We start from the raw sequence: 18900 nt of genomic DNA on the forward strand, positions 1-18900 counted from the left end.
GGCAGCCGGACCTGGATCCGGCTGCCGCTCTCGAATGGTCGTGACGGATCAGGCCAGCGTGGCCGTGTCGATCACGAAGCGGTAGCGCACGTCGGAGGCCAGGACCCGGGCGTACGCCTCGTTGATCTGGTCCGCCGAGATCACCTCGACCTCGGAGCCGATGCCGTGCTCGGCGCAGAAGTCGAGCATCTCCTGGGTCAGCGCGATGCCGCCGATCATCGAGCCGGCGAAGTTGCGCCGGTTGGTGATCAGCGAGAACACGTTGACGCTCAGCGGCTCCGCGGGCGCGCCGACGTTGACCATCGTGCCGTCCACGGCGAGCAGGCCGAGGTAGGCGTCGAGGTCGATCTTCGCGCTGACGGTGTTCACGATCAGGTCGAACGAGCTGGCCAGCTGCTCGAAGGTCGCCGGGTCGGAGGTGGCGTAGTAGTGGTCTGCGCCGAGCCGCAGCCCGTCCTCCTGCTTCTTGAGCGACTGCGAGAGCACAGTGACCTCGGCACCCATCGCGTGGGCGATCTGGACGCCCATGTGGCCCAGCCCGCCGAGGCCGACGATCGCGACCTTCTTGCCAGGGCCGGCGCCCCACTTCTTCAGGGGCGCGTACGTGGTGATGCCAGCACACAGCAGCGGAGTCGCGGCCGCTGCGTCCATGCCCTCGGGCACCTTGAGTGCGAAGTGGGCGTCGACGACGACGTGGGTCGAGTAGCCACCCTGGGTGAACGAACCGTCGCGGTCCTTCGCGGCGTACGTCCCGACCCCGCCGCCGGGGGTCGAGCAGTGCTGCTCGTCGCCGTTGCGGCAGTTGTCGCACTCGCGGCACGAGTTCACGAAGCAGCCGACGCCGACGCGGTCGCCGACCTTGTGGTTGGTGACCGACGAGCCGACCTCGGTCACGCGACCGACGATCTCGTGGCCCGGGACGACCGGGAACGGCTGCGGACCCCAGTCACCGTTGACGGTGTGGATGTCGGAGTGGCAGATGCCGGCGAACTCGATCGCGATGAGGACGTCGTTGGCGCCCACCTCACGGCGCTCGATGGTGATCGGGGCCAGCGGCTCGCCGGCGGAAGGTGCTGCGTACGCGTTGACGCGCATGGGTGTCTCCTGAGTCTGAGATGGGTGGTGGATCAGTGGTTCTCGCGGCTGCGGATCTGGTCCGCCAAGGTGTGTGCCTGCGCGCCGATCTCCTCGGCGCGGACCTGCTCGCCGGCGGCGACAGCGCGCCAGTAGTCGGTCTTGAGACCGACGTAACGCCGCCGCAGCTCGAGGTTCTCGGCCTCGCGGGCGAGGTGAGCGGCGTGCTCGGTGAGCATGTCGATCTGCTCGGCGGCACCTTCGCTGCCGAGGCGACTGTTGGTGACGTACGCCCTCATGTCGTCGATCGAGAGGCCGATCGCGGCCAGGCAGGCGACGCCGGTCAGCTGGTCCAGGTCGGTCTCGTCATAGACCCGGTGGCCACTGCTGGCGCCGCGGCTGACCGGCGAGATCAGCCCGATCGTCTCGTAGTAGCGCAGGGTGCTGGCCGGCAGCCCGGTCAGCGCCGCCACCTCTCGGATCGTGTACGTCCGAGTCGTTGATGCAGTCACACCAAAGACGCTAAGAACTTCAAGTACTTGAAGTCAAAGGGATGATTTATCGACTTGTGTATTTGGCTTGCCGGGCGCCCGCGGCCCGGGCGTACATTGCGATCATGGCCATCCGCACCCATGCCGGCGTCGACAGCTACCTCGACGGTCTGCCGGAGTGGCAGCGCGACATCTGCCGCGATCTGCGCGAGATCATCCACGACGCCGACCCGGAGATCGAGGAGACGATCAAGCGGACGGTCCAGCCCTACTTCGTGCTGCAGGGCAACGTGTGCGCGCTCCTCGCCACCAAGGACCACATCAACCTGTTCCTCTACGACCCGACCGTCCCCGATCCGGCCGGGATCATCAACCAGGGTCACGGCAACGCCACCGGGCGTGCCATCCAGATCTACCGGGACGACCCGATCGACCGTCCGGCGCTGACCGAGCTGCTGCGCGCCATCGTGGCCAACAACCGGGCCGGTGGCTGGCGCCGCCTGCAGAAGGGCTGACCCCCGCGACCAGCGCATTTCGCGTTCCTGTCGGGTCCGATCAGGCCCAGCGGAAAAAGATCGAAACTTCCGCTTGACCTTGACCCAGCGTCAACCCTCGACGCTATTCGACATGAACCCGACACCAGCAATCCAGATCGCCGGACTGACCAAGTCCTACGGCGACGTACACGTCCTCCAGGGCGTCGACATGAGCGTTGAGAAGGGGAGCATCTTCGCCCTCCTCGGCTCCAACGGCGCAGGCAAGACCACGACCGTGAAGATCCTGACCACGCTGCTCAAGGCGGACGGCGGCCAGGCGACGGTCAACGGCTTCGACGTGGCGACTCAGGCCAACGACGTACGTAGGTCGATCAGCCTCACCGGCCAGTTCGCCGCCGTCGACGAGATCCTGACCGGTCGCGAGAACCTCATCCTGATCGCCAAGCTGCTGCGGGAGAAGGACCCGGGCGCGGTCGCCGACGAGCTCCTCGCCCGGTTCTCGCTCACCGAGGCCGGCAACCGCAAGGTCGCGACGTACTCCGGTGGTATGCGCCGCCGGATCGACATCGCGATGAGCCTGATCGGCAATCCGCCGGTGATCTTCCTCGACGAGCCGACCACCGGTCTCGACCCCGAGGCCCGGATCGAGGTGTGGCAGGCGGTCAAGGAGCTCGCCGAGAGCGGCACGACGGTCCTGCTCACCACGCAGTACCTCGAAGAGGCCGAGCAGCTCGCCGACCGGATCGCGATCCTCCACGAGGGCCGCATCATCGCCAACGGAACCCTCGCCGAGCTCAAGGCGATGTTCCCGCCGGCCAAGCAGGAGTACGTCGAGAAGCAGCCGTCCCTCGAGGAGATCTTCCTCGCCATCACCAGCAAGTCCAACGGCAAGTCCGCCAGCACGAACAACGTGAAGGAGTCACGATGACCACCCGATTCTTCGGCGACACCGCCGTCCTGCTCGGCCGTTCCCTGCGACACATCGGCCGCAGCCCCGACACCATCGTCACCACCGCCATCACGCCGATCGCGATGATGCTCATGTTCGTGTACGTCTTCGGCGGCGCGATCGACACCGGCTCCCACGAGAGCTACGTCAGCTATCAGCTACCCGGCATCCTGTTGATCACCATCGCCTCCGGCATCGCCTACACCGCTTACCGTCTGTTCCAGGACAAGAACGGCGGCATGTTCGACCGGTTCCAGTCGATGCCGATCGCCAGATCCGCGGTGCTGTGGGGTCACGTGCTCACCTCGGTGGTCGCGAACATGATCTCGCTGGTCGTGGTGGTGCTCGTCGCCCTGCTGATGGGCTTCCGCACCGGCGCGAGCGTGCTCGACTGGCTCGCGGTCGTCGGCATCCTGGCCCTGTTCACCCTCGCGCTGACCTGGCTCGCGGTGATCCCGGGCCTGACGGCCGGCACGGTCGAGGGCGCCAGCGCGTTCTCCTACCCGCTGATCTTCCTGCCCTTCCTCAGCTCGGCGTTCGTACCGACCGACACGATGCCCGGCCCGGTGCGAGCCTTCGCCGAGCACCAGCCGGTCACCTCGATCGTCGACTCGATCCGGGCGATCTTCTCCGGTCAGGAGCTGGGCAACGAGCTGTGGATCGCACTGGCCTGGTGCGTCGGCCTCCTGGTTGTCGCGTACGTCCTGGCCACCGCTGCCTACCGCCGCAAGTTTGCCTAAACCACGCGACAAACCCGGGCGTTCCCGCCACTATTCGGGGATGCTCACGATCAGCCAGCTGGCGTCGTACGCCGGTGTCACCGTCAGGGCTGTGCGCCACTACCACGCCAAAGGGCTGCTGGTGGAGCCAGAGCGCGACCATTCGGGATACCGACGCTACGACGCCGCTGCTGTGGTCGACCTGATCAAGATCCGCATCCTCGCCGACGCCGGCGTCCCGCTCTCCCGAGTCAAGGAGCTGCTGGACGCCGGCGACGAGGATTTCCAGAAGGCGGTCGCCGAGATCGACAAGCGTCTCCGACTCGAGATCCGTGAGCGTCAGCGCCACCGCGAGCGCATGGCGCAGCTCGCCTCCGGCGACAGCCTCGCGCTCCCCCCGGAGGCGGTCAGCTACCTGGAGCGGCTGCGGGAGCTCGGCATCCCCGAGCGGATCATCCACGGTGAGCGCGACGCCTGGATCCTCGTCGCTGCCCAGCAGCCACAGAGCATGGAAGCCTTCATCCGCAGCAAGGTCGGCCAGCTCGAAGACCCAACGGTCGTCGATACCTACCGGGAGCTCGAGGCGATGCTCGACTGGGAGCCCGGCGACCCCCGCCTGGAGTCCATCGCCGATCAGATCGTCGCCCAGCTCGACGCCGTCTCGCCCGAGGACTGGGCCGCCTACACCGACGCCGACCAGGCCATGCCCGACGAGCTCGTCGCCCTGCTCGACTCGATGTTCGTCGAGCAGGTCCCCGTCGCCCGCGATCTCATGCGCCTGGTCGAGAAGCGCGGCTACACCGGCTGGACCAAGCTCGAGCGGATCAACGAGTAGGGAACGTACGTCGGCCGGGCGAGCCGCCGTCGGCGGAGCGTCCGCAGCTCAGGATCGGGCGATCCCGAGGAGATCGCGCACCAGCCCGGCGGGTGGCCGCGCCCCGCCGACCCATACGGCCCGGAACTCCCGGGACAGATCCAGCTCCGGCACCGGCACGCTGACGAGCGCTCCCATGTCGAGGTCGGCCTGGGAGGCTCGGCTCGACACGAACGCGGGCGACCCGCCGGCACGTACGGAGGCGAGGATGGCGGCGTTCGTCGCGAACTCCACCTCGGGGTCCGCCAGGCGCTCGCCGATGGTGGCCAGCGCGGACTCGACGACGGCGCGGGTGCCGGACCCACGCTCGCGGCAGGTCAGCGGGCGGGTCGCGAGCTCGTTCGCGTGGATCCCGGAGCGGCGGCGGGCCCAGCGGTCATCAGGAGCCGCGACCAGCACCAGCTCGTCGAACCCGACCCCCGTGGTCGAGAGCCCCTCGGTGTCGACCGGGCCCTCCACGAATCCCAGGTCCGCCTCGCCCTGACGCACGGCGGCCACGACGTCCTCGGAGTTGGCGGCGCGCAGGCTCACCGCCACCCGCCGCTGCTGCCGCAGACGTACGAGCCAGCGCGGCAGCAGGTATTCAGCGGTCGTCATCGAGGCATGCACGTGCAGCTCGTCGGATCGACCCCGGCGCAGGGTCTGCATGGCGTTCTCGATCTCGTCCGCGCGTTCGAGCAGGTCGCCGCTCCACTCGACCAGCAGCTTCCCGGCCTGGGTCAGCTCCGATCCGCGGTGAGCCCGCTGAACCAGCACGAGACCGACCTGGGTCTCTATCGCCCGCAGCCGCTCCGAGGCCGACTGCTGCGAGATCCCCGCCGCGCGTCCCGCGGCTCCGATGCTGCCCAGCCGGGCGACGTCGGCGAGCAGGCGCAGGGACGGGATGTCGGGCAACATGGTCACAGGGTAATCCTGTGATCCCACAGTCAGGTGGGTTCTACCGGCGTTCCGCGGCCGCGCCGAGCATGGAGACATGAGCCTCCCGTACGGTCCGAACTGGTACGCCGCCACCATGGGCACCGGCATCGTCGCCGTCGTCCTTCCCGGTCTTCCCTTCCGCGTGCCGGGAGCGATGCCGGTCGCGCTGGCGTTCTGGCTGGCGGCGAGTCTCCTGCTGGTGGCCACGGTGACGGCGATGCTGATCGGCCTCCGACAGGATCCCTCGCTGCTGCGCCGCCACTACGACGACCCGGTGATGTCCCACTTCTACGGAGCCCCGGCGATGGCGCTGATGACCGTCGGTGCCGGTGCGATCGGGGTCGGCCAGGGCGTACTCGGGGCCGGCGCGGCGGTCGCGCTGTCGGCGATCCTGTGGACAGCGGGCACGCTGCTCGGTCTGTGGACCGCGGTCGCGGTGCCCTACCGGGCGATCACCCGCCACGAGGTCGCCGACGACAGCGCCACCGGTGGTTGGCTGATGCCAGTCGTTCCTCCGATGGTCTCGGCGACGACCGGTGCCGCGCTTGTGCCGCACCTCCCGGCAGGGCAGCCCCGGGAGACCCTCCTGGTCCTCTGCTACGCCTTCTTCGGCCTGACCGTCATCGCCGGACTTCTCGTCCTCAACCAGCTCTGGCAGCGGCTCGTCCGCCACGGCGCACTCGCCCCGGCGTCCTTGCCCACCGTCTGGATCGTGCTCGGCTTCCTCGGGCAGTCGACCACGGCGGTCCACCACCTCGGAGCGCTCGCGCCGTCCGTGGTGCCCGACTACGGGCACGCGCTCAGCATGCTCGCGGTCTGCTACGGCGTGCCGGTGTGGGGCTTCACCGTGATGTGGACCGTCCTGGCGCTGGCCTTGACGGTGCGCCAGGTACGCGACGGGCTTCCGGTGACCCCGACCTGGTGGTCGTTCACGTTCCCGGTCGGGACCGTCGCCACCGGCAGCAGTGCCCTCGCTGCAGCGACTGGCCTGGCGCTCGTCGAGGTCGGTGCCGGGATCGCGACGCTCGGACTCCTGGTCGGCTGGGTCGCCGCCGCCTACGCGACGGTCCGGCTGTTCACCCGGGCGGCGCCACGCCCACCCTCGCCGAGTCCCCGAGCGAAGGTCCCGACGGCCGGTAGCCGATCAGGCGCCCCATCCGATCGCCAGCTCGACCGCCCGACGCCACCGAGCGAACCCCGCCTCCCGGAGCTCAGCCGACATGGCGGGCCGCCACTCGGCCGCCCGTCGCCAATGCCGCCGCAGGACCTGCCGGTCGGGCCAGTACCCGGCGCCGAGCCCGGCGGCGTAGGCGGCACCGCGGGAGACCGTCTCGGCGACCATCGGCCGGACCACGGGGATGTCGAGGAAGTCGGCGATGGTCTGCATGAGGAGGTTGTCGGCGGTCATGCCGCCGTCGACGGCCAATCGCGCCAGCGGCGCCGAAGCGTCGGCGTTCATCGCGTCGATGACCTCGCGGGTCTGCCACGCGGTGGCCTCGAGGACGGCGCGGCACAGATGCCCCTTGGTGACGTACGAGGTCAGCCCGACGATCACGCCGCGAGCCTCGGGCTCCCAGTGCGGTGCGTACAGGCCGGTGAACGCCGGGACGACGTAGCAGCCACCGTTGTCGGCCACCGTCAGCGCCTGCGTCTCGATCTCGGCCGCCGAGCGGATCAGCCCGAGGCTGTCGCGGAACCACTGCACCAGTGAGCCGGCCACAGCGATCGACCCCTCCAGGGCGTACGCCGCCGGCTCACCCTCCATCGCATGCGCGACCGTCGTGATCAGCCCGTGCTGAGAGCGCACCGGGGACGAGCCGGTGTTGAGGAGCAGGAAGCCGCCCGTGCCGAAAGTGCACTTCGCGTCGCCGCGGTCGAACCCCGCCTGCCCGAAGAGAGAGGCCTGCTGATCGCCGATCACCGCCGTCACCGGGATCCCCGCGATCGGCGCGACCGTGGTCCCGAAGGACGAGACGGTCGGCCGGATCTCGGGCAGCATCGCCTGCGGCACCCGCATCGCCGCCAGCAGCTCCGGATCCCAGTCGAGCGTGCCGAGGTTCATCAGCATGGTGCGGCTGGCGTTGGTCACGTCGGTGACGTGCGCCCCGCCCGACACTCCGCCGGTCAGGTTCCAGACCAGCCACGAGTCCATCGTCCCGAACTGGAGATCCCCGCGCTCCGCCCGCTCCCGCAGCGAAGGAGACGAGTCGAGCAGCCAGCGCACCTTCGGCCCGGAGAAGTACGTCACCAACGGCAGCCCGCACCGAGCCTGGATCTCCGCCTCGGCCATGTCGGCGGCGACAGCGGGCAGCACGGCGGAGGACCGGGTGTCCTGCCACACGATCGCGTTGTGGACCGGCCGGCCGGTGTGCCGGTCCCACACCACCGTGGTCTCGCGCTGGTTGGTGATCCCGAGCCCGACGACCTGGGACGGAGAAGCCCCGGCATCCGCGAGCGCCTCCGGCACGACCCGGCAGACGATGTCCCAGATCTCCATGGGGTCGTGCTCGACCCAGCCCGCGCGCGGATAGTGCTGATGGTGCTCCCGCTGCGCCAACGACACCATCCGGCCCTCGCGGTCGAAGAGCATGCACCGGGTCGAGGTCGTGCCCTGGTCCAGCGCGGCGACATACCGCGGAAGACTCATGCCGCCCGGCCGTGACCGAGCGCCCGCGAGATCGACCGGGAGACCCCGACGACCTGCTCGACGAGATCCTGACGCGGCAGCCCGCGCGCGTCGCACAGTCGCGGCACCGGTCCCGCGATGCCGACGGCCGCCACCACGTACCCGCCCCGGTCACGCACCGGCGCCGCGATCCCGGCCAGCTCCGGCCGTGCCTCGGAGACGGCCGAGGCCCACCCGGTGTCGCGCGCGTCCGCCAGCGCCCGCAACAGCGCCGACCGGTCGGTGATCGTCCGGAAGGTCAGCCGGTCCAGCCGCTGCCCGACCACGCTGCGGGCTGCGCCCGGATCGAACGCGACCAGCACCTTCCCGAGCGCGGTGGCGTGCAGCGGCAGTGCCTTCCCGGTGTCCATCACCTGCACTCCCGGCCCCGCCCGGAAAACATGGTGCGCCACCACCGCGGAGCCGTCGCGGTAGGCCGCGATCCGCGCCTCCTCGCCCGTACGCGCCGCCAGCGTGTCCACCCAGTTGAGCGTCTCCGAGCGCAGCTCGTTGAGGTCCAGCGTCACGGACCCGAGATGGAGCAACCCCGACCCCACCAGATAGCGCCCGGTGACCGGCTCCTGGTCGACGAACCCCGCCCCCGCCAACGTACGCAGCAACCCGTGCGCCGTCGGCTTGGCCAGCCCGACGGCGGCCGCCAGCTCACCAAGAGGCATCGGCTCACTCGCGGCGGAGAGCACACGCAGTAGCGCAGCCGCCCGCTCGACGGATTGCACGGTCCGAGACATCGGGTAAAAGCGTAGGGCCCGAACAAATCCCCTACCCGGGGTTCAGCCATCGAGAGACCCGCCGGTGCCGCCCGGCGAAACACGCACGCGTTCGGCCATACCGAACGCACCCCGTTGTGACGCCCGTCACGCGCCCCTACGGTGCAGAGGTCCGCCAGACCCCACACGGCAGGAGCAAGCGCATGACAACACGAAACGCCTCGGGCTCCGTTTCGGCAGTACGTCGAACCCTGATCGGAGAGCTCAGCGCAGAGTTCGCCGGGACGATGATCCTGATCCTGTTCGGAGTCGGTGTGGTCGCGCAGGTCACGACCGGCGACGGCGCGCTCGGCGACCACGACTCGATCGCCTGGGCCTGGGGGATCGGGGTGATGCTGGGCATCTACACCGCGGGACGGATCAGCGGCGCCCACCTCAACCCGGCCGTCAGCCTCGCGATGGCCGTCTTCAGCGACTTCGAGTGGCGCAAGGTGCTGCCCTACAGCATCGCCCAGATCCTCGGCGCCTTCGTCGGCGCGCTCATCGTCCGCGCGGCGTACGGTGACGCGATCGCCAGCGTCGACCCCGGTCACACCCACGCGACCCAGGGCATCTTCTCCACGCTCCCGGGCAACGGCGACGCCGCGCTCGGCGTCAGCCTCACCACCGCCTTCGCCGACCAGGTGATCGGCACCGCGATCCTGCTGTTCCTGATCATGGCGATCACGGACGCGAAGAACTCCGCGCCGATCGCCTGGTTCTCGCCCGTCGCGATCGCGTTCGTGATCGTCGGCATCGGCATGGCCTGGGGCACGAACGCCGGCTATGCCATCAACCCCGCCCGTGACTTCGGGCCGCGGCTGGCCTCCTTCGTCACCGGCTACGACGGTGCCTGGGTGACCGCGGCCGGTGACCTCTACTTCTGGATCCCGATCGTCGCCCCGCTTGTCGGTGGACTCATCGGTGCCGGAGCGTACAAGGTGTTGATTGCCCGCTTCTTGCCCGCCGAGAAGGAGGCTGAGGAGACCAGCGACCTGCCTGCCGCTGCCTGACCACCGATCGCCCCGGAAACAAGAACCGAAAGGACCGACATGCCCGACTACGTCGCATCCGTCGACCAAGGCACCACGAGCACTCGCTGCATGATCTTCGACCACGGCGGCAACGAGGTGGCCCGCCATCAGCTGGAGCACCAGCAGATCCTGCCCAAGGCGGGCTGGGTCGAGCACAACCCGGTGGAGATCTGGGAGCGCACCAGGGCGGTGATCCAGATCGCGCTCGGCAGCAAGGGCCTGACGGACAAGGACATCGCCGCGCTCGGCATCACCAACCAGCGCGAGACCACCGTGGTGTGGAACAAGAGGACCGGACGGCCCTACTACAACGCGATCGTCTGGCAGGACACCCGCACCGACCGGATCGCCTCCGCTCTCGACAAGGACGAGCGCGGCGACATCATCCGCCGCAAGGCCGGGCTCCCGCCCGCGACGTACTTCGCCGGAGGCAAGATCCAGTGGATCCTGGAGAACGTCGACGGTGTCCGTGAGGCCGCGGAGAGCGGCGATGCCATCTTCGGCACCACCGACACCTGGATCGTCTGGAACCTGACCGGCGGTCCCAGCGGGGGCGTACACGTCACCGACGTCACCAACGCCAGCCGAACGATGCTGATGGACCTCGAGACCCTCGACTGGGACGAGGAGCTCCTCGGCTTCTTCGACATCCCGCGTCAGATGCTTCCCGAGATCCGGCCCTCCTCCGATCCCAACGCCTACGGCACCACGCTGGAGAACGGTCCGCTCGGAGGCGAGATCCCGATCACCGGCATCCTCGGGGACCAGCAGGCCGCCATGGTCGGCCAGGTCTGTCTGGACGCCGGCGAGGCCAAGAACACCTACGGCACCGGCAACTTCCTCCTCCTCAACACCGGCCAGGAGCTCGTACGCTCCCAGAACGGCCTCCTCACCACGGTCTGCTACCAGTTCGGCGACCAGCCACCGACGTACGCCCTGGAGGGTTCGATCGCCGTCACCGGCTCTGCGGTGCAGTGGCTGCGTGACCAGCTGCGGGTGATCAGCAACGCCACGCAGGTCGAGGCCCTGGCCAAGGAGGTCGAGGACAACGGCGGGGTCTATTTCGTCCCGGCCTTCTCCGGTCTCTTCGCCCCCTACTGGCGCTCGGACGCCCGCGGCGTGATCGTCGGCCTGTCCCGGTTCAACAACAGCGGCCACATCGCCCGAGCGGCCCTGGAGGCGATCTGCTACCAGAGTCGTGACGTCGCCGAAGCGATGGAGAAGGACTCCGGCGTACGCCTCGAGGTCCTCAAGGTCGACGGCGGCATCACCGCCAACGAGCTGTGCATGCAGATCCAGGCCGACGTCCTCGGCGTCGAGGTCAGCCGCCCGGTCGTCGCCGAGACCACCGCGCTCGGAGCCGCCTACGCCGCCGGGCTCGCCGTCGGCTTCTGGAAGGACACCGACGAGCTCCGCCAGAACTGGAACGAGTCCAAGCGCTGGAAGCCGGCCTGGAGCGAGGAGCAGCGCGAGGCCGGGTACGCCGGCTGGCGGAAGGCCGTCGACCGCACGCTCGACTGGGTCGACGTCGACTGACGGTGTCGTTTCAAAAACGCCTGTTTGGGGTATGTGCGGGGCGACCCTTCGGACGTACGTTGCGAGAGGGCCCGGCCGGGGCCCGGCAACTGCCTCGACCGGTCCGTTGGCGCACCGACGACCGAGGAGGCAGCAATGTTCATCCAGATGATCCAGGGCCCCTGCACCCGGCAGGACGAGGCCCACCAGTTGCTCGACGAGTGGCGTCGAGACCTGGCGCCGAGCGCGACCGGGTGGCTGGGCGGCACCTACGGATTCACAGACGACGGCCAGCTCATCGGGGTGGTCCGCTTCGAGTCACGCGAGGCGGCGATGGCCAACTCCGACCGTCCCGAGCAGGGGGAGTGGGCCGCGAAGATGGCCGAGGTCATGGACGGGCCGATGGAGTTCCACGACTGCGACGACGTCACGCTGCTGTTCGACGGCGGCTCCGACGAAGCCGGGTTCGTGCAGATCATCCGCGGCCGCGTCGACGACCCGAGTCGGCTCAAGGCGATGATGGCCGACACCACCCAGCTGCACGAGATGCGCCCCGAGATCCTCGGCGGCACTCTCGCGATCGAGGCGGACGGCAGCTTCGTCGAGACCGTCGCGTTCACCAGCGAGGCCGACGCCCGCAAGGGCGAGCAGATCGAGCCCCCCGCAGACGTACGCCGCGAGCTGGACTACGCGATGAAGGGTGCGACCTTCTACGACCTCCACCACCCCTGGTTCGAGAGCGCCTGAGGTGGCCGACGATGTTGACCGACAGCAGTGTGAGGGCGAACATCCCCGCCGCCGACCTCGGCCGGGCACGCCGTTTCTACGCCGACAAGCTCGGGCTCGAGCCGAGCGAGGAGAGCGAAGGCTGGCTGGTCTACACGACAGCCGGCGGGACGTCCTTCCACCTCTACGAGACCGAGCAGGCGGGCAAGGCCGGGCACACGATCGCCCAGTTCCACGTGGCCGACGTCCGCAAGGAGACCGAAGACCTGCGCGCCAAGGGAGTCAGCTTCGAGCACTACGAGATGCCCGGAGTGACCTGGGACGGCGACGTCGCCGGCATGGGCGAGGCCGGTCACGCAGCCTGGTTCAAGGACAGCGAGGACAACATCCTCTGCATCGACGACGCGGTGCCTGCCTGAGGGAAAGCACGGAGGGCCCGGCTCAGCCGGGTCCTTCACCTGCGCCGATGTGCTGAGCCAGGTACGCCTGGAGGCCGACGCGATCGATCGCGTCGAGCTGGGACTCGAACCAGTCGGCGTGCTTCTCCTCGTCGCGGACCATCTCCTCGAAGACGGTGGCGGTGCCGTGGTCACCGAGCTGGTGGCACTCCTCGCCGCCGGCGTTGAACTGGGCGACCGCGGCGCGCTCGCTCGCCAGCGCGAGGGAGAGCATCTCCTCGGCGGTCTCGCCGACCTGGATGGCGTTGAGGCGCTGCACGTTGGGGTGGCCGTCGAACATCAGGATCCGGTTGATCAGCTCGTCGGCGTCACGCATCTCGTCGATGGAGAGGTCGTAGAAGACCTTGCCGAGCTTGGGCAGCCCCCAGTTGTCGAGCATCCGAGCATGCAGGAAGTAGGTGTTGGTGACCGTGAGCTCGAACGTGAGCGCCTCGTTGAGGAGCTCGACGACGCGTGGATCGACTGGCTGCATGACGTACCTCCGGTAACGGGATCTGTCCCGATACTCGCACGGCACCCTGGAAGTGAGGACAGACTCAGTTTGTGACCGGTTGCGTACGTCAGCTCGCGGCGCCGTCGGCCGCGAGGTGCGAGCACTCCTGCTCGAGATGCTGGCTGACCAGCTTCTTCACCGAGAAGATGCAAGAGCCACAGTCCTGAGCGGCTCCCGTGGAGCGACAGATCGCACTGACCGTGCGCGCCCCGTCCGCCAGGGCAGCGTCGACGTCACGGTCCGTGACGACTCGGCACTGGCAGACGATCATAGGTTTAGGTTAGCCGAACCTAATCGCGATGACGAGCGGGCGTCCCACTTCTTACCTTTCGGTCGCCTCGCGGAGATTCACATTCTCCCGGTATGGTCCAGGTCACACCGTCGCTCCCGGCCCTCGGAGGATCTCTTGCGCATCGCAGTCATCGGCACCGGCTTCGGCGGCCTGGCCGCCACGATCGAGCTCAAGAAGCGCGGCCACGACGACATCGTCGTGTTCGAGAAGGCCGGAGACGTCGGCGGTGTCTGGCGGGAGAACACCTACCCGGGTGCCGCCTGCGACGTACCTTCCAGCCTCTACTCCTACTCTTTCGAGCCCAACCCGCACTGGCCCCACAAGTTCTCCCGCCAGCCCGCGATCCTCGACTACATCCACCGGGTCGTCGACAAGTACGACGTACGCCGCCACATCCGGTTCCACACAGAGGTGACCGCCGCCCGCTGGGACGACGAGTCGAAGACCTGGCAGCTCGAGCTCAGCACGGGGGAGACGGAGACGGTCGATCTGTTCGTCCCCGCCGTCGGCCAGCTCTCCCGGCCGTCGATCCCGAACATCCCCGGCGCCGACACGTTCCGGGGAGAGGCCTTCCACTCCGCCGAGTGGAACCACGATCTGAGCCTCCAGGACAAGCGGGTCGCGGTGATCGGCACCGGGGCCAGCGCCATCCAGTTCGTGCCCGAGGTGCGCAAGGAAGCGGCGCAGGTGCTCCTCTTCCAGCGCTCGGCGCCCTACATCGTCCCCCGCAAGGACTTCGAGCGGACCGACGCCGCCAGCCCGATCCCGCAGCTCCTCAACCGCGCGAAGATCTGGGTCCAGGCCGAGTGGCTCACCACGTCCTTCCACGTCAAGCCGTTCGGCGCGGTCATGCGGGCCTGGTCCAAGCGCCACATGAAGGCGCAGACCGCGGCGAAGCCGGGGCTCTTCGAGAAGGTCTGGCCCGACTACCCGTTCGGCTGCAAGCGAATCCTCTTCGCAGACGACTACCTGCCGGCCCTCGCCCAGCCCAACGTGGACGTGATCACCGACGACATCGTCGAGATCACCCCGACCGGTGTGACGACCGCCGACGGGCAGCACCACCAGGTCGACGTGATCATCTGGGGCACCGGGTTCAAGGCCACCGACTTCCTCGCCCCGATGACGATCACCGGCACCCAGGGCCGCGACCTGCACACCCATTGGAAGGACGGCGCCCACGCCTACCACGGCATGACCGTCCCGGGATTCCCCAACCTGCTGATCATGTACGGCCCCAACACCAACACCGGTGGCGGCTCGATCATCTTCTTCCTGGAGACCCAGGCGCGCTACCTCGGCCGGTACGCCGATCACGTCGCCGACGCCGGCCCGCTCGAGGTGAGAGCGGAGGTCGAGGAGGCCTACGACGCGCGGATCCAGGACAAGCTGGCCGACAGCGTCTGGAGCAAATGCACCTCCTGGTATCGCGAGCGGAACGGCCGCATCACCACCAACTGGCCCAGCATCTCGGCCCATTACCGCCGCAGCGCCAGCTACGACAAGGCCGACTACACGCCGGCCTGAAACGATCTGATAGGCCATTGTGACCAACCTGTGCATTCCCTTATTCGTGTCTGAGGCCACATACTCGAAGGGATGACTACCTCAACCCCCCGGCGGCGACACTTCGCCGCGAGTCCTTTCAAGGCAGATCCCGAGCCGGTCATTGAGCAGTTCGAGTCAGGGGACCTGGTTTCCCACGACTCCTTCGGCCTGGGTCGGGTCGTCAACAAAGAAACGGCCGCAGTCACTGTCGACTTCGGTCCCCGACTGGTGCGTATCGCCAGCCCCTTCCCCAAGCTTTCCAAGCTCTGACCACCGTCTGAGCTGCACGAGAATCGCCCTCCCCGAGCACTGCTCGGAGAGGGCGATCTCGTTTGTGAAGGGGTCTACCTCCGTTTTGCCGGGTAGGCCGCGTCGACCTCCACCTCGACGAGCCATCCGTCGACGGGCAGGTTCTCGATCTCGAGCGCGAACCGCGACGGCCGGGCGGGGTTGACGACCATCGGGGCCGCCGGGGCAGCCGTGCCCAGCGGCACCGGGATCGCCTCGCCGGTCGAGACCGACGTGTTCGCGAAGAACTGCCGGTAGGCCCGGTTCCAGCCCGCGAAGTCCATCTTCGCCTCGCCCGCGGGGTTCTGCAGGAAGACCCGCATCGTGATCACGTCGTCGTAGGAGAGCCCGGCCGCCTCGAGGTTCTCCCCGATCCGGCGCAGCACGTTGATCCCCTGGGCCTCGGTGATGGTCACCCCCGGCGGCAGCTCGCCACCCGGGAACACCGCGGTGTCGATGTAGGCCGCCTCGCCGCTCGCCCCCGTGTTGAGCCGAGACGGACCGAGCCCGCTGGTCTTGTAGATCGCGGCCTCCGGGCCGATCGCGACGCCGTTGGCGATCGACGGGTTGTCCTGTCCCGCGGGTAGCACCGAGATCGTCTCCCCGCCACGCGGTGGGAAGTCCGACCACCTGCTCCCGGCGACCGCCGCCGTCGGAGCGACCAGGGCCGCGGTCAACCCGACCACCGCCAGCACCTTCGCACGCGGCGACATCATGCCGTCACCCGCGCGTGCAGCTTCTCGACGGCCGCCCGGGCGGCCGTGATCGCGCCGTGCTGCCAGGCCACCGAGTGGCTGAGGTGGTCACCGGCGAAGTACGTGTTGCCGGTGGCGTCCAGCAGCCGCGTGTAGAGCGGGTCGGTGTCGGCCGTCGTCGAGTACGCCCAGGCCCCCTCGGAGAACTTCTGCGACTTCCAGTCCTGGCTGTAGGAGGCCGTGATGCCCTCGCCGTAGACGTCCCCGAAGATCTGCTTGCCCATGTCCACCGCCCGCGAGAGCCGCTGGGCGGGGCTGAGCGCACCGTAGGTGTCGGCCGCGCTACCGGTGTTGTAGTAGCCGATCATCGTGCCCTTGTCCCCGTTGAATCCGTACGACGGGTGCCACATGTTGCGCAGGTCGAGGCGGGTGTTGGTGATGCCGCCGTAGATCCGGAAGTCCTCCTCCCACCAGCGCCGGTCGTACTCGATCCCGATCTTGCCGGCGTTCGAGGGCCCGAAGGACTTCAGGCTCGCGGTGATGTCGGCGCCGAGGTTGTGCTGGACCTTGGCCGCGATGTTCGGCGGCATGCAGTTGATCGCGAAGTCCGCCTTGATGGTCTCGGTCCTCCCGCGAGCCTTGTAGGCCACCGAGACGCCGGTCGAGGTGTTGTTCCACTCGACGACCTCGGCCCCGTAGCGGATGTTGCGCGCCCCGACGGCCTGGGCGAAGGCTTTGGGGATCGCGTCCATGCCGCCGACCGGCTGATACATCATCATCGCCTGGTCGTAGCCGAACTCGAAGGAGAAGTACTGACCCAGCCCGGCGGCTAGGACAGCGCTCATCGAGTTCGGGGCGACCTCGGTGCCGGACTCCTGCCCGGCCCCGGGCTCGACCGTGTAGCCCGCGCGGCTGGAGCCGGTGTAGGCGTACCCCTCCGCCTTGGAGCCGAGGTCGCCGAAGTTCCTCAGGAAGGCGATCAGCGCCTCCTTGTCGGCGGCGGTCAGCTCCTCGTCCAGGGCACCCTTGTCGGTCGCCTTCGCGAGGAGCTCGGAGACATAGCCGTACGTGTCCGCCTTCGCGTGACGCATCTGTACCGCGCCGATGCCGTGGTCGCCGGGGTAGTAGAGCAGGGCGTTGGCGTTCTGGTTGGTGAACGCCTCGATCGGGACGCCCAGCTCCTTGCAGTAGTCGAGCGTGATGTGGCTCTGCGGCAGCCGCCCGGGCCCCGCGTTCATGTACTGACCCTTGGAGAACCCGGCCACCTGCGTGACCCCGTTCAGATCGGTCACCCGGGTGCCGCCGCGCACGGTGAAGTTGCGACCGCCCGGCCGCTCGCGTCCCTCGAGCACGGTGACCTTGTAGCCACCCTTGAGCAGCTCGTACGCAGCGGTGAGCCCGGCGATGCCGCCGCCGAGGATGACGACCGACTTGCTGCCGGCCCGGGCGAGATCGGAAGGCTTGGGAGGAGTGAAGCTGGGGGTCTCCGCGGCGTGAGCCGAGGTGAGCCCGAGAGCACCCATGCTGTGCAACATGACTCCCGCGCCGCCGGCGATGCCGACGTTGCGCAGGAAGTTCCGACGTGACTGAGTCTGAGTCATGTGGGGGATCCAATCTGTTGGGGACGCCCCGAAACGTAGGAAGCCTTTGTTGCACCGCGATTGCGATTGCGTCTCGCTAGAACGCGTGTTCGCCAACTCGTCAGTAGCCTTAGCACCGTGACCGTCACCATCCGCGATGCAGCTCCCACCGACGTACCCGAGATCCTCCGTCTCGTCCACGCCCTGGCCGTCTACGAGAAGGAGCCCGACGCCGTCGAGGCCACGGAGACCGACTTCACCGCGGCGCTCTTCCCCGAGTCGGGCACCCCGACCACCCGCTGCCTCATCGCCGAGCTCGACGGCACGGTCATCGGCATGGCGGTCTGGTACGTCACCTTCTCCACCTGGACCGGCCGCAACGGCATCTGGCTCGAGGACCTCTTCGTCGACCCGGCCCACCGCGGCGCCGGCGCCGGCAAGGCCCTCCTCGTACGCCTCGCCGAGATCTGCGTCGAGAACGACTGGCGCCGCCTCGAGTGGTGGGTGCTGACGTGGAACGAACCGTCGATCGCCTTCTACCGCTCCCTCGGCTCGGTCCCGCAGAACGAGTGGGAGGTCCACCGCATCGACGGCGCCGAGCTGTTGGAGCTGGGCGCCGCCGGCGGTAGCTGACCTCGGGCCCCCGACCTCAGACCTGGTACGCAGCGGCGAACCGCCGCGCCCACTCCCCGAAACCGCGGGCCGGCCTGCCGAGCACCTCCTCGACGTGCGGGCTGACCGCCTGCTCGTCGGCGGTCGGGTGCCCGAGGATGGCGAGCGTCCCCTCGACGACGACCGTCGGCATGAACTCAGCCATCTGGCCTCGCGCCTCCTCCGGGGTCAGCTCGACGAACACCAGCGGACGCCCGGTCGCGGCGGCGATCTCCTCGACTCGTTGCCGCGGCGTGGTCGCGGCGGGACCGGTGATCTCGTACGTCCGCCCCGAGTGACCGTCCTCGGTCAGGGTCGCCGCGGCGACCTCGGCGATGTCGAGGGGGTCGACCACCGGAAGCGCGACATCTCCGTACGGCGCGTGGACGGCGTTCGTCTCCTGGATCATCGGCACCCAGGCGAGCGCGTTGCTCGCGAAGCCGCCGGGACGCAGGATCGTCCACTCCATCGCCGAGCTCCGCACCGCCTCTTCGAGGTCGGCGAGCGGTGCGTGCGACGGCGTCCCAGGCCGGGTGCCGACGGCCTGCGAGGAGAGCAGGACAACGCGGCGTACGCCTGCCGCCTCGGCATGCTTCATCAGTGCCGGCCCGTCGACATGGGCGCCGGCGCCGCTGACGATCAGGAACAGCGCGTCGGGGGGGGGCA

Annotated in this window: 21 protein-coding genes and 1 pseudogene; 12 read left to right on the top strand and 10 right to left on the bottom strand. The window is 68.8% G+C overall.

The window, feature by feature from the left end; all coding sequences use genetic code 11:
- Positions 1-48: 48 nt before the first annotated feature.
- Positions 49-1095: an NAD(P)-dependent alcohol dehydrogenase gene (locus ACFX43_RS05730; RefSeq protein WP_378818060.1), complete on the bottom strand. Its 1047-nt coding sequence runs from the start codon at positions 1093-1095 to the stop codon at positions 49-51.
- A 32-nt stretch (positions 1096-1127) separates the two neighbouring features.
- Positions 1128-1586: a MerR family transcriptional regulator gene (locus ACFX43_RS05735; RefSeq protein ID WP_378818063.1), complete on the bottom strand. Its 459-nt coding sequence runs from the start codon at positions 1584-1586 to the stop codon at positions 1128-1130.
- A 104-nt stretch (positions 1587-1690) separates the two neighbouring features.
- On the opposite strand from ACFX43_RS05735, the gene ACFX43_RS05740 reads away from it, so the two are divergent.
- The 4 genes from ACFX43_RS05740 to ACFX43_RS05755 all read left to right on the top strand — a co-directional run bounded on the left by ACFX43_RS05740 (position 1691) and on the right by ACFX43_RS05755 (position 4565).
- Positions 1691-2080, top strand: a complete 390-nt coding sequence (locus ACFX43_RS05740) for a DUF1801 domain-containing protein (RefSeq protein WP_378818065.1) — start codon at positions 1691-1693, stop codon at positions 2078-2080.
- Positions 2081-2192: 112 nt separating this feature from the next.
- The gene (locus ACFX43_RS05745) at positions 2193-2990 is read left to right on the top strand and encodes an ABC transporter ATP-binding protein (RefSeq protein ID WP_378818068.1); all 798 of its coding nucleotides are present in this window, start codon (positions 2193-2195) and stop codon (positions 2988-2990) included.
- Positions 2987-3751, top strand: a complete 765-nt coding sequence (locus ACFX43_RS05750; RefSeq protein ID WP_378818071.1) for an ABC transporter permease — start codon at positions 2987-2989, stop codon at positions 3749-3751. The genes ACFX43_RS05745 and ACFX43_RS05750 overlap by 4 nt, the downstream gene beginning before the upstream one ends.
- 40 nt (positions 3752-3791) lie before the next feature.
- Positions 3792-4565, top strand: coding sequence for a MerR family transcriptional regulator (locus ACFX43_RS05755; RefSeq protein WP_378818073.1), 774 nt, complete (start codon positions 3792-3794; stop codon positions 4563-4565).
- 48 nt (positions 4566-4613) lie between these two features.
- On the opposite strand, the gene ACFX43_RS05760 is transcribed toward ACFX43_RS05755, so the two are convergent.
- Positions 4614-5501: a LysR family transcriptional regulator gene (locus tag ACFX43_RS05760; protein ID WP_378818112.1), complete on the bottom strand. Its 888-nt coding sequence runs from the start codon at positions 5499-5501 to the stop codon at positions 4614-4616.
- Between the two features lie 115 nt (positions 5502-5616).
- On the opposite strand from ACFX43_RS05760, the pseudogene ACFX43_RS05765 reads away from it, so the two are divergent.
- Positions 5617-6531 (top strand): annotated as a pseudogene (locus tag ACFX43_RS05765) (TDT family transporter); the annotation flags it as partial.
- Positions 6532-6666: 135 nt separating this feature from the next.
- Here ACFX43_RS05765 and glpK (ACFX43_RS05770) read toward each other — a convergent pair.
- Positions 6667-8169 (bottom strand): glycerol kinase GlpK, encoded by a 1503-nt coding sequence (gene glpK, locus ACFX43_RS05770; protein WP_378818076.1) that lies wholly within the window; start codon positions 8167-8169, stop codon positions 6667-6669.
- Positions 8166-8936, bottom strand: a complete 771-nt coding sequence (locus tag ACFX43_RS05775) for an IclR family transcriptional regulator (RefSeq protein ID WP_378818079.1) — start codon at positions 8934-8936, stop codon at positions 8166-8168. The genes glpK (ACFX43_RS05770) and ACFX43_RS05775 overlap by 4 nt, the downstream gene beginning before the upstream one ends.
- 182 nt (positions 8937-9118) lie before the next feature.
- Between ACFX43_RS05775 and ACFX43_RS05780 the strand changes: the two genes are divergently transcribed.
- The 4 genes from ACFX43_RS05780 to ACFX43_RS05795 all read left to right on the top strand — a co-directional run bounded on the left by ACFX43_RS05780 (position 9119) and on the right by ACFX43_RS05795 (position 12648).
- A complete protein-coding gene (locus ACFX43_RS05780; protein WP_378818082.1) occupies positions 9119-9967 on the top strand; it encodes an MIP/aquaporin family protein in 849 nt (282 codons plus the stop codon).
- 39 nt (positions 9968-10006) lie between these two features.
- A complete protein-coding gene (gene glpK, locus ACFX43_RS05785; protein WP_378818085.1) occupies positions 10007-11524 on the top strand; it encodes a glycerol kinase GlpK in 1518 nt (505 codons plus the stop codon).
- Positions 11525-11659: 135 nt separating this feature from the next.
- Positions 11660-12250, top strand: a complete 591-nt coding sequence (locus ACFX43_RS05790) for a hypothetical protein (protein ID WP_378818087.1) — start codon at positions 11660-11662, stop codon at positions 12248-12250.
- Between the two features lie 11 nt (positions 12251-12261).
- Positions 12262-12648 (top strand): VOC family protein, encoded by a 387-nt coding sequence (locus tag ACFX43_RS05795; protein ID WP_378818090.1) that lies wholly within the window; start codon positions 12262-12264, stop codon positions 12646-12648.
- A gap of 22 nt (positions 12649-12670) precedes the next feature.
- On the opposite strand, the gene bfr is transcribed toward ACFX43_RS05795, so the two are convergent.
- Complete coding sequence (gene bfr / locus ACFX43_RS05800) at positions 12671-13159, bottom strand: bacterioferritin (protein WP_378818092.1); 489 nt, start codon at positions 13157-13159, stop codon at positions 12671-12673.
- 88 nt (positions 13160-13247) lie between these two features.
- Positions 13248-13451, bottom strand: coding sequence for a bacterioferritin-associated ferredoxin (locus ACFX43_RS05805; RefSeq protein WP_378818095.1), 204 nt, complete (start codon positions 13449-13451; stop codon positions 13248-13250).
- A 135-nt stretch (positions 13452-13586) separates the two neighbouring features.
- Here ACFX43_RS05805 and ACFX43_RS05810 point away from each other — a divergent pair, with 135 nt between their 5' ends.
- Positions 13587-14999 (top strand): flavin-containing monooxygenase, encoded by a 1413-nt coding sequence (locus ACFX43_RS05810; RefSeq protein WP_378818098.1) that lies wholly within the window; start codon positions 13587-13589, stop codon positions 14997-14999.
- Between the two features lie 72 nt (positions 15000-15071).
- Positions 15072-15290, top strand: coding sequence for a hypothetical protein (locus ACFX43_RS05815; protein ID WP_141790972.1), 219 nt, complete (start codon positions 15072-15074; stop codon positions 15288-15290).
- A 74-nt stretch (positions 15291-15364) separates the two neighbouring features.
- On the opposite strand, the gene ACFX43_RS05820 is transcribed toward ACFX43_RS05815, so the two are convergent.
- A complete protein-coding gene (locus ACFX43_RS05820) occupies positions 15365-16024 on the bottom strand; it encodes a Rid family hydrolase (protein ID WP_378818102.1) in 660 nt (219 codons plus the stop codon).
- Positions 16021-17604 carry a flavin monoamine oxidase family protein gene (locus ACFX43_RS05825; protein ID WP_378818105.1) on the bottom strand — a complete coding sequence of 528 codons (1584 nt, stop codon included), beginning with the start codon at positions 17602-17604 and terminating at the stop codon, positions 16021-16023. The genes ACFX43_RS05820 and ACFX43_RS05825 overlap by 4 nt, the downstream gene beginning before the upstream one ends.
- A gap of 66 nt (positions 17605-17670) precedes the next feature.
- Here ACFX43_RS05825 and ACFX43_RS05830 point away from each other — a divergent pair, with 66 nt between their 5' ends.
- Positions 17671-18216: a GNAT family N-acetyltransferase gene (locus ACFX43_RS05830; protein ID WP_378818108.1), complete on the top strand. Its 546-nt coding sequence runs from the start codon at positions 17671-17673 to the stop codon at positions 18214-18216.
- A 16-nt stretch (positions 18217-18232) separates the two neighbouring features.
- Here the strand turns inward: ACFX43_RS05830 and ACFX43_RS05835 are convergent.
- Positions 18233-18900 (bottom strand): NAD(P)H-binding protein (locus tag ACFX43_RS05835; RefSeq protein ID WP_378818110.1); only part of this gene is annotated, 668 nt, incomplete at its 5' end.

The sequence above is a fragment of the Nocardioides sp. YIM B13467 genome (assembly GCF_042788075.1).
Lineage (GTDB): Bacteria > Actinomycetota > Actinomycetes > Propionibacteriales > Nocardioidaceae > Nocardioides.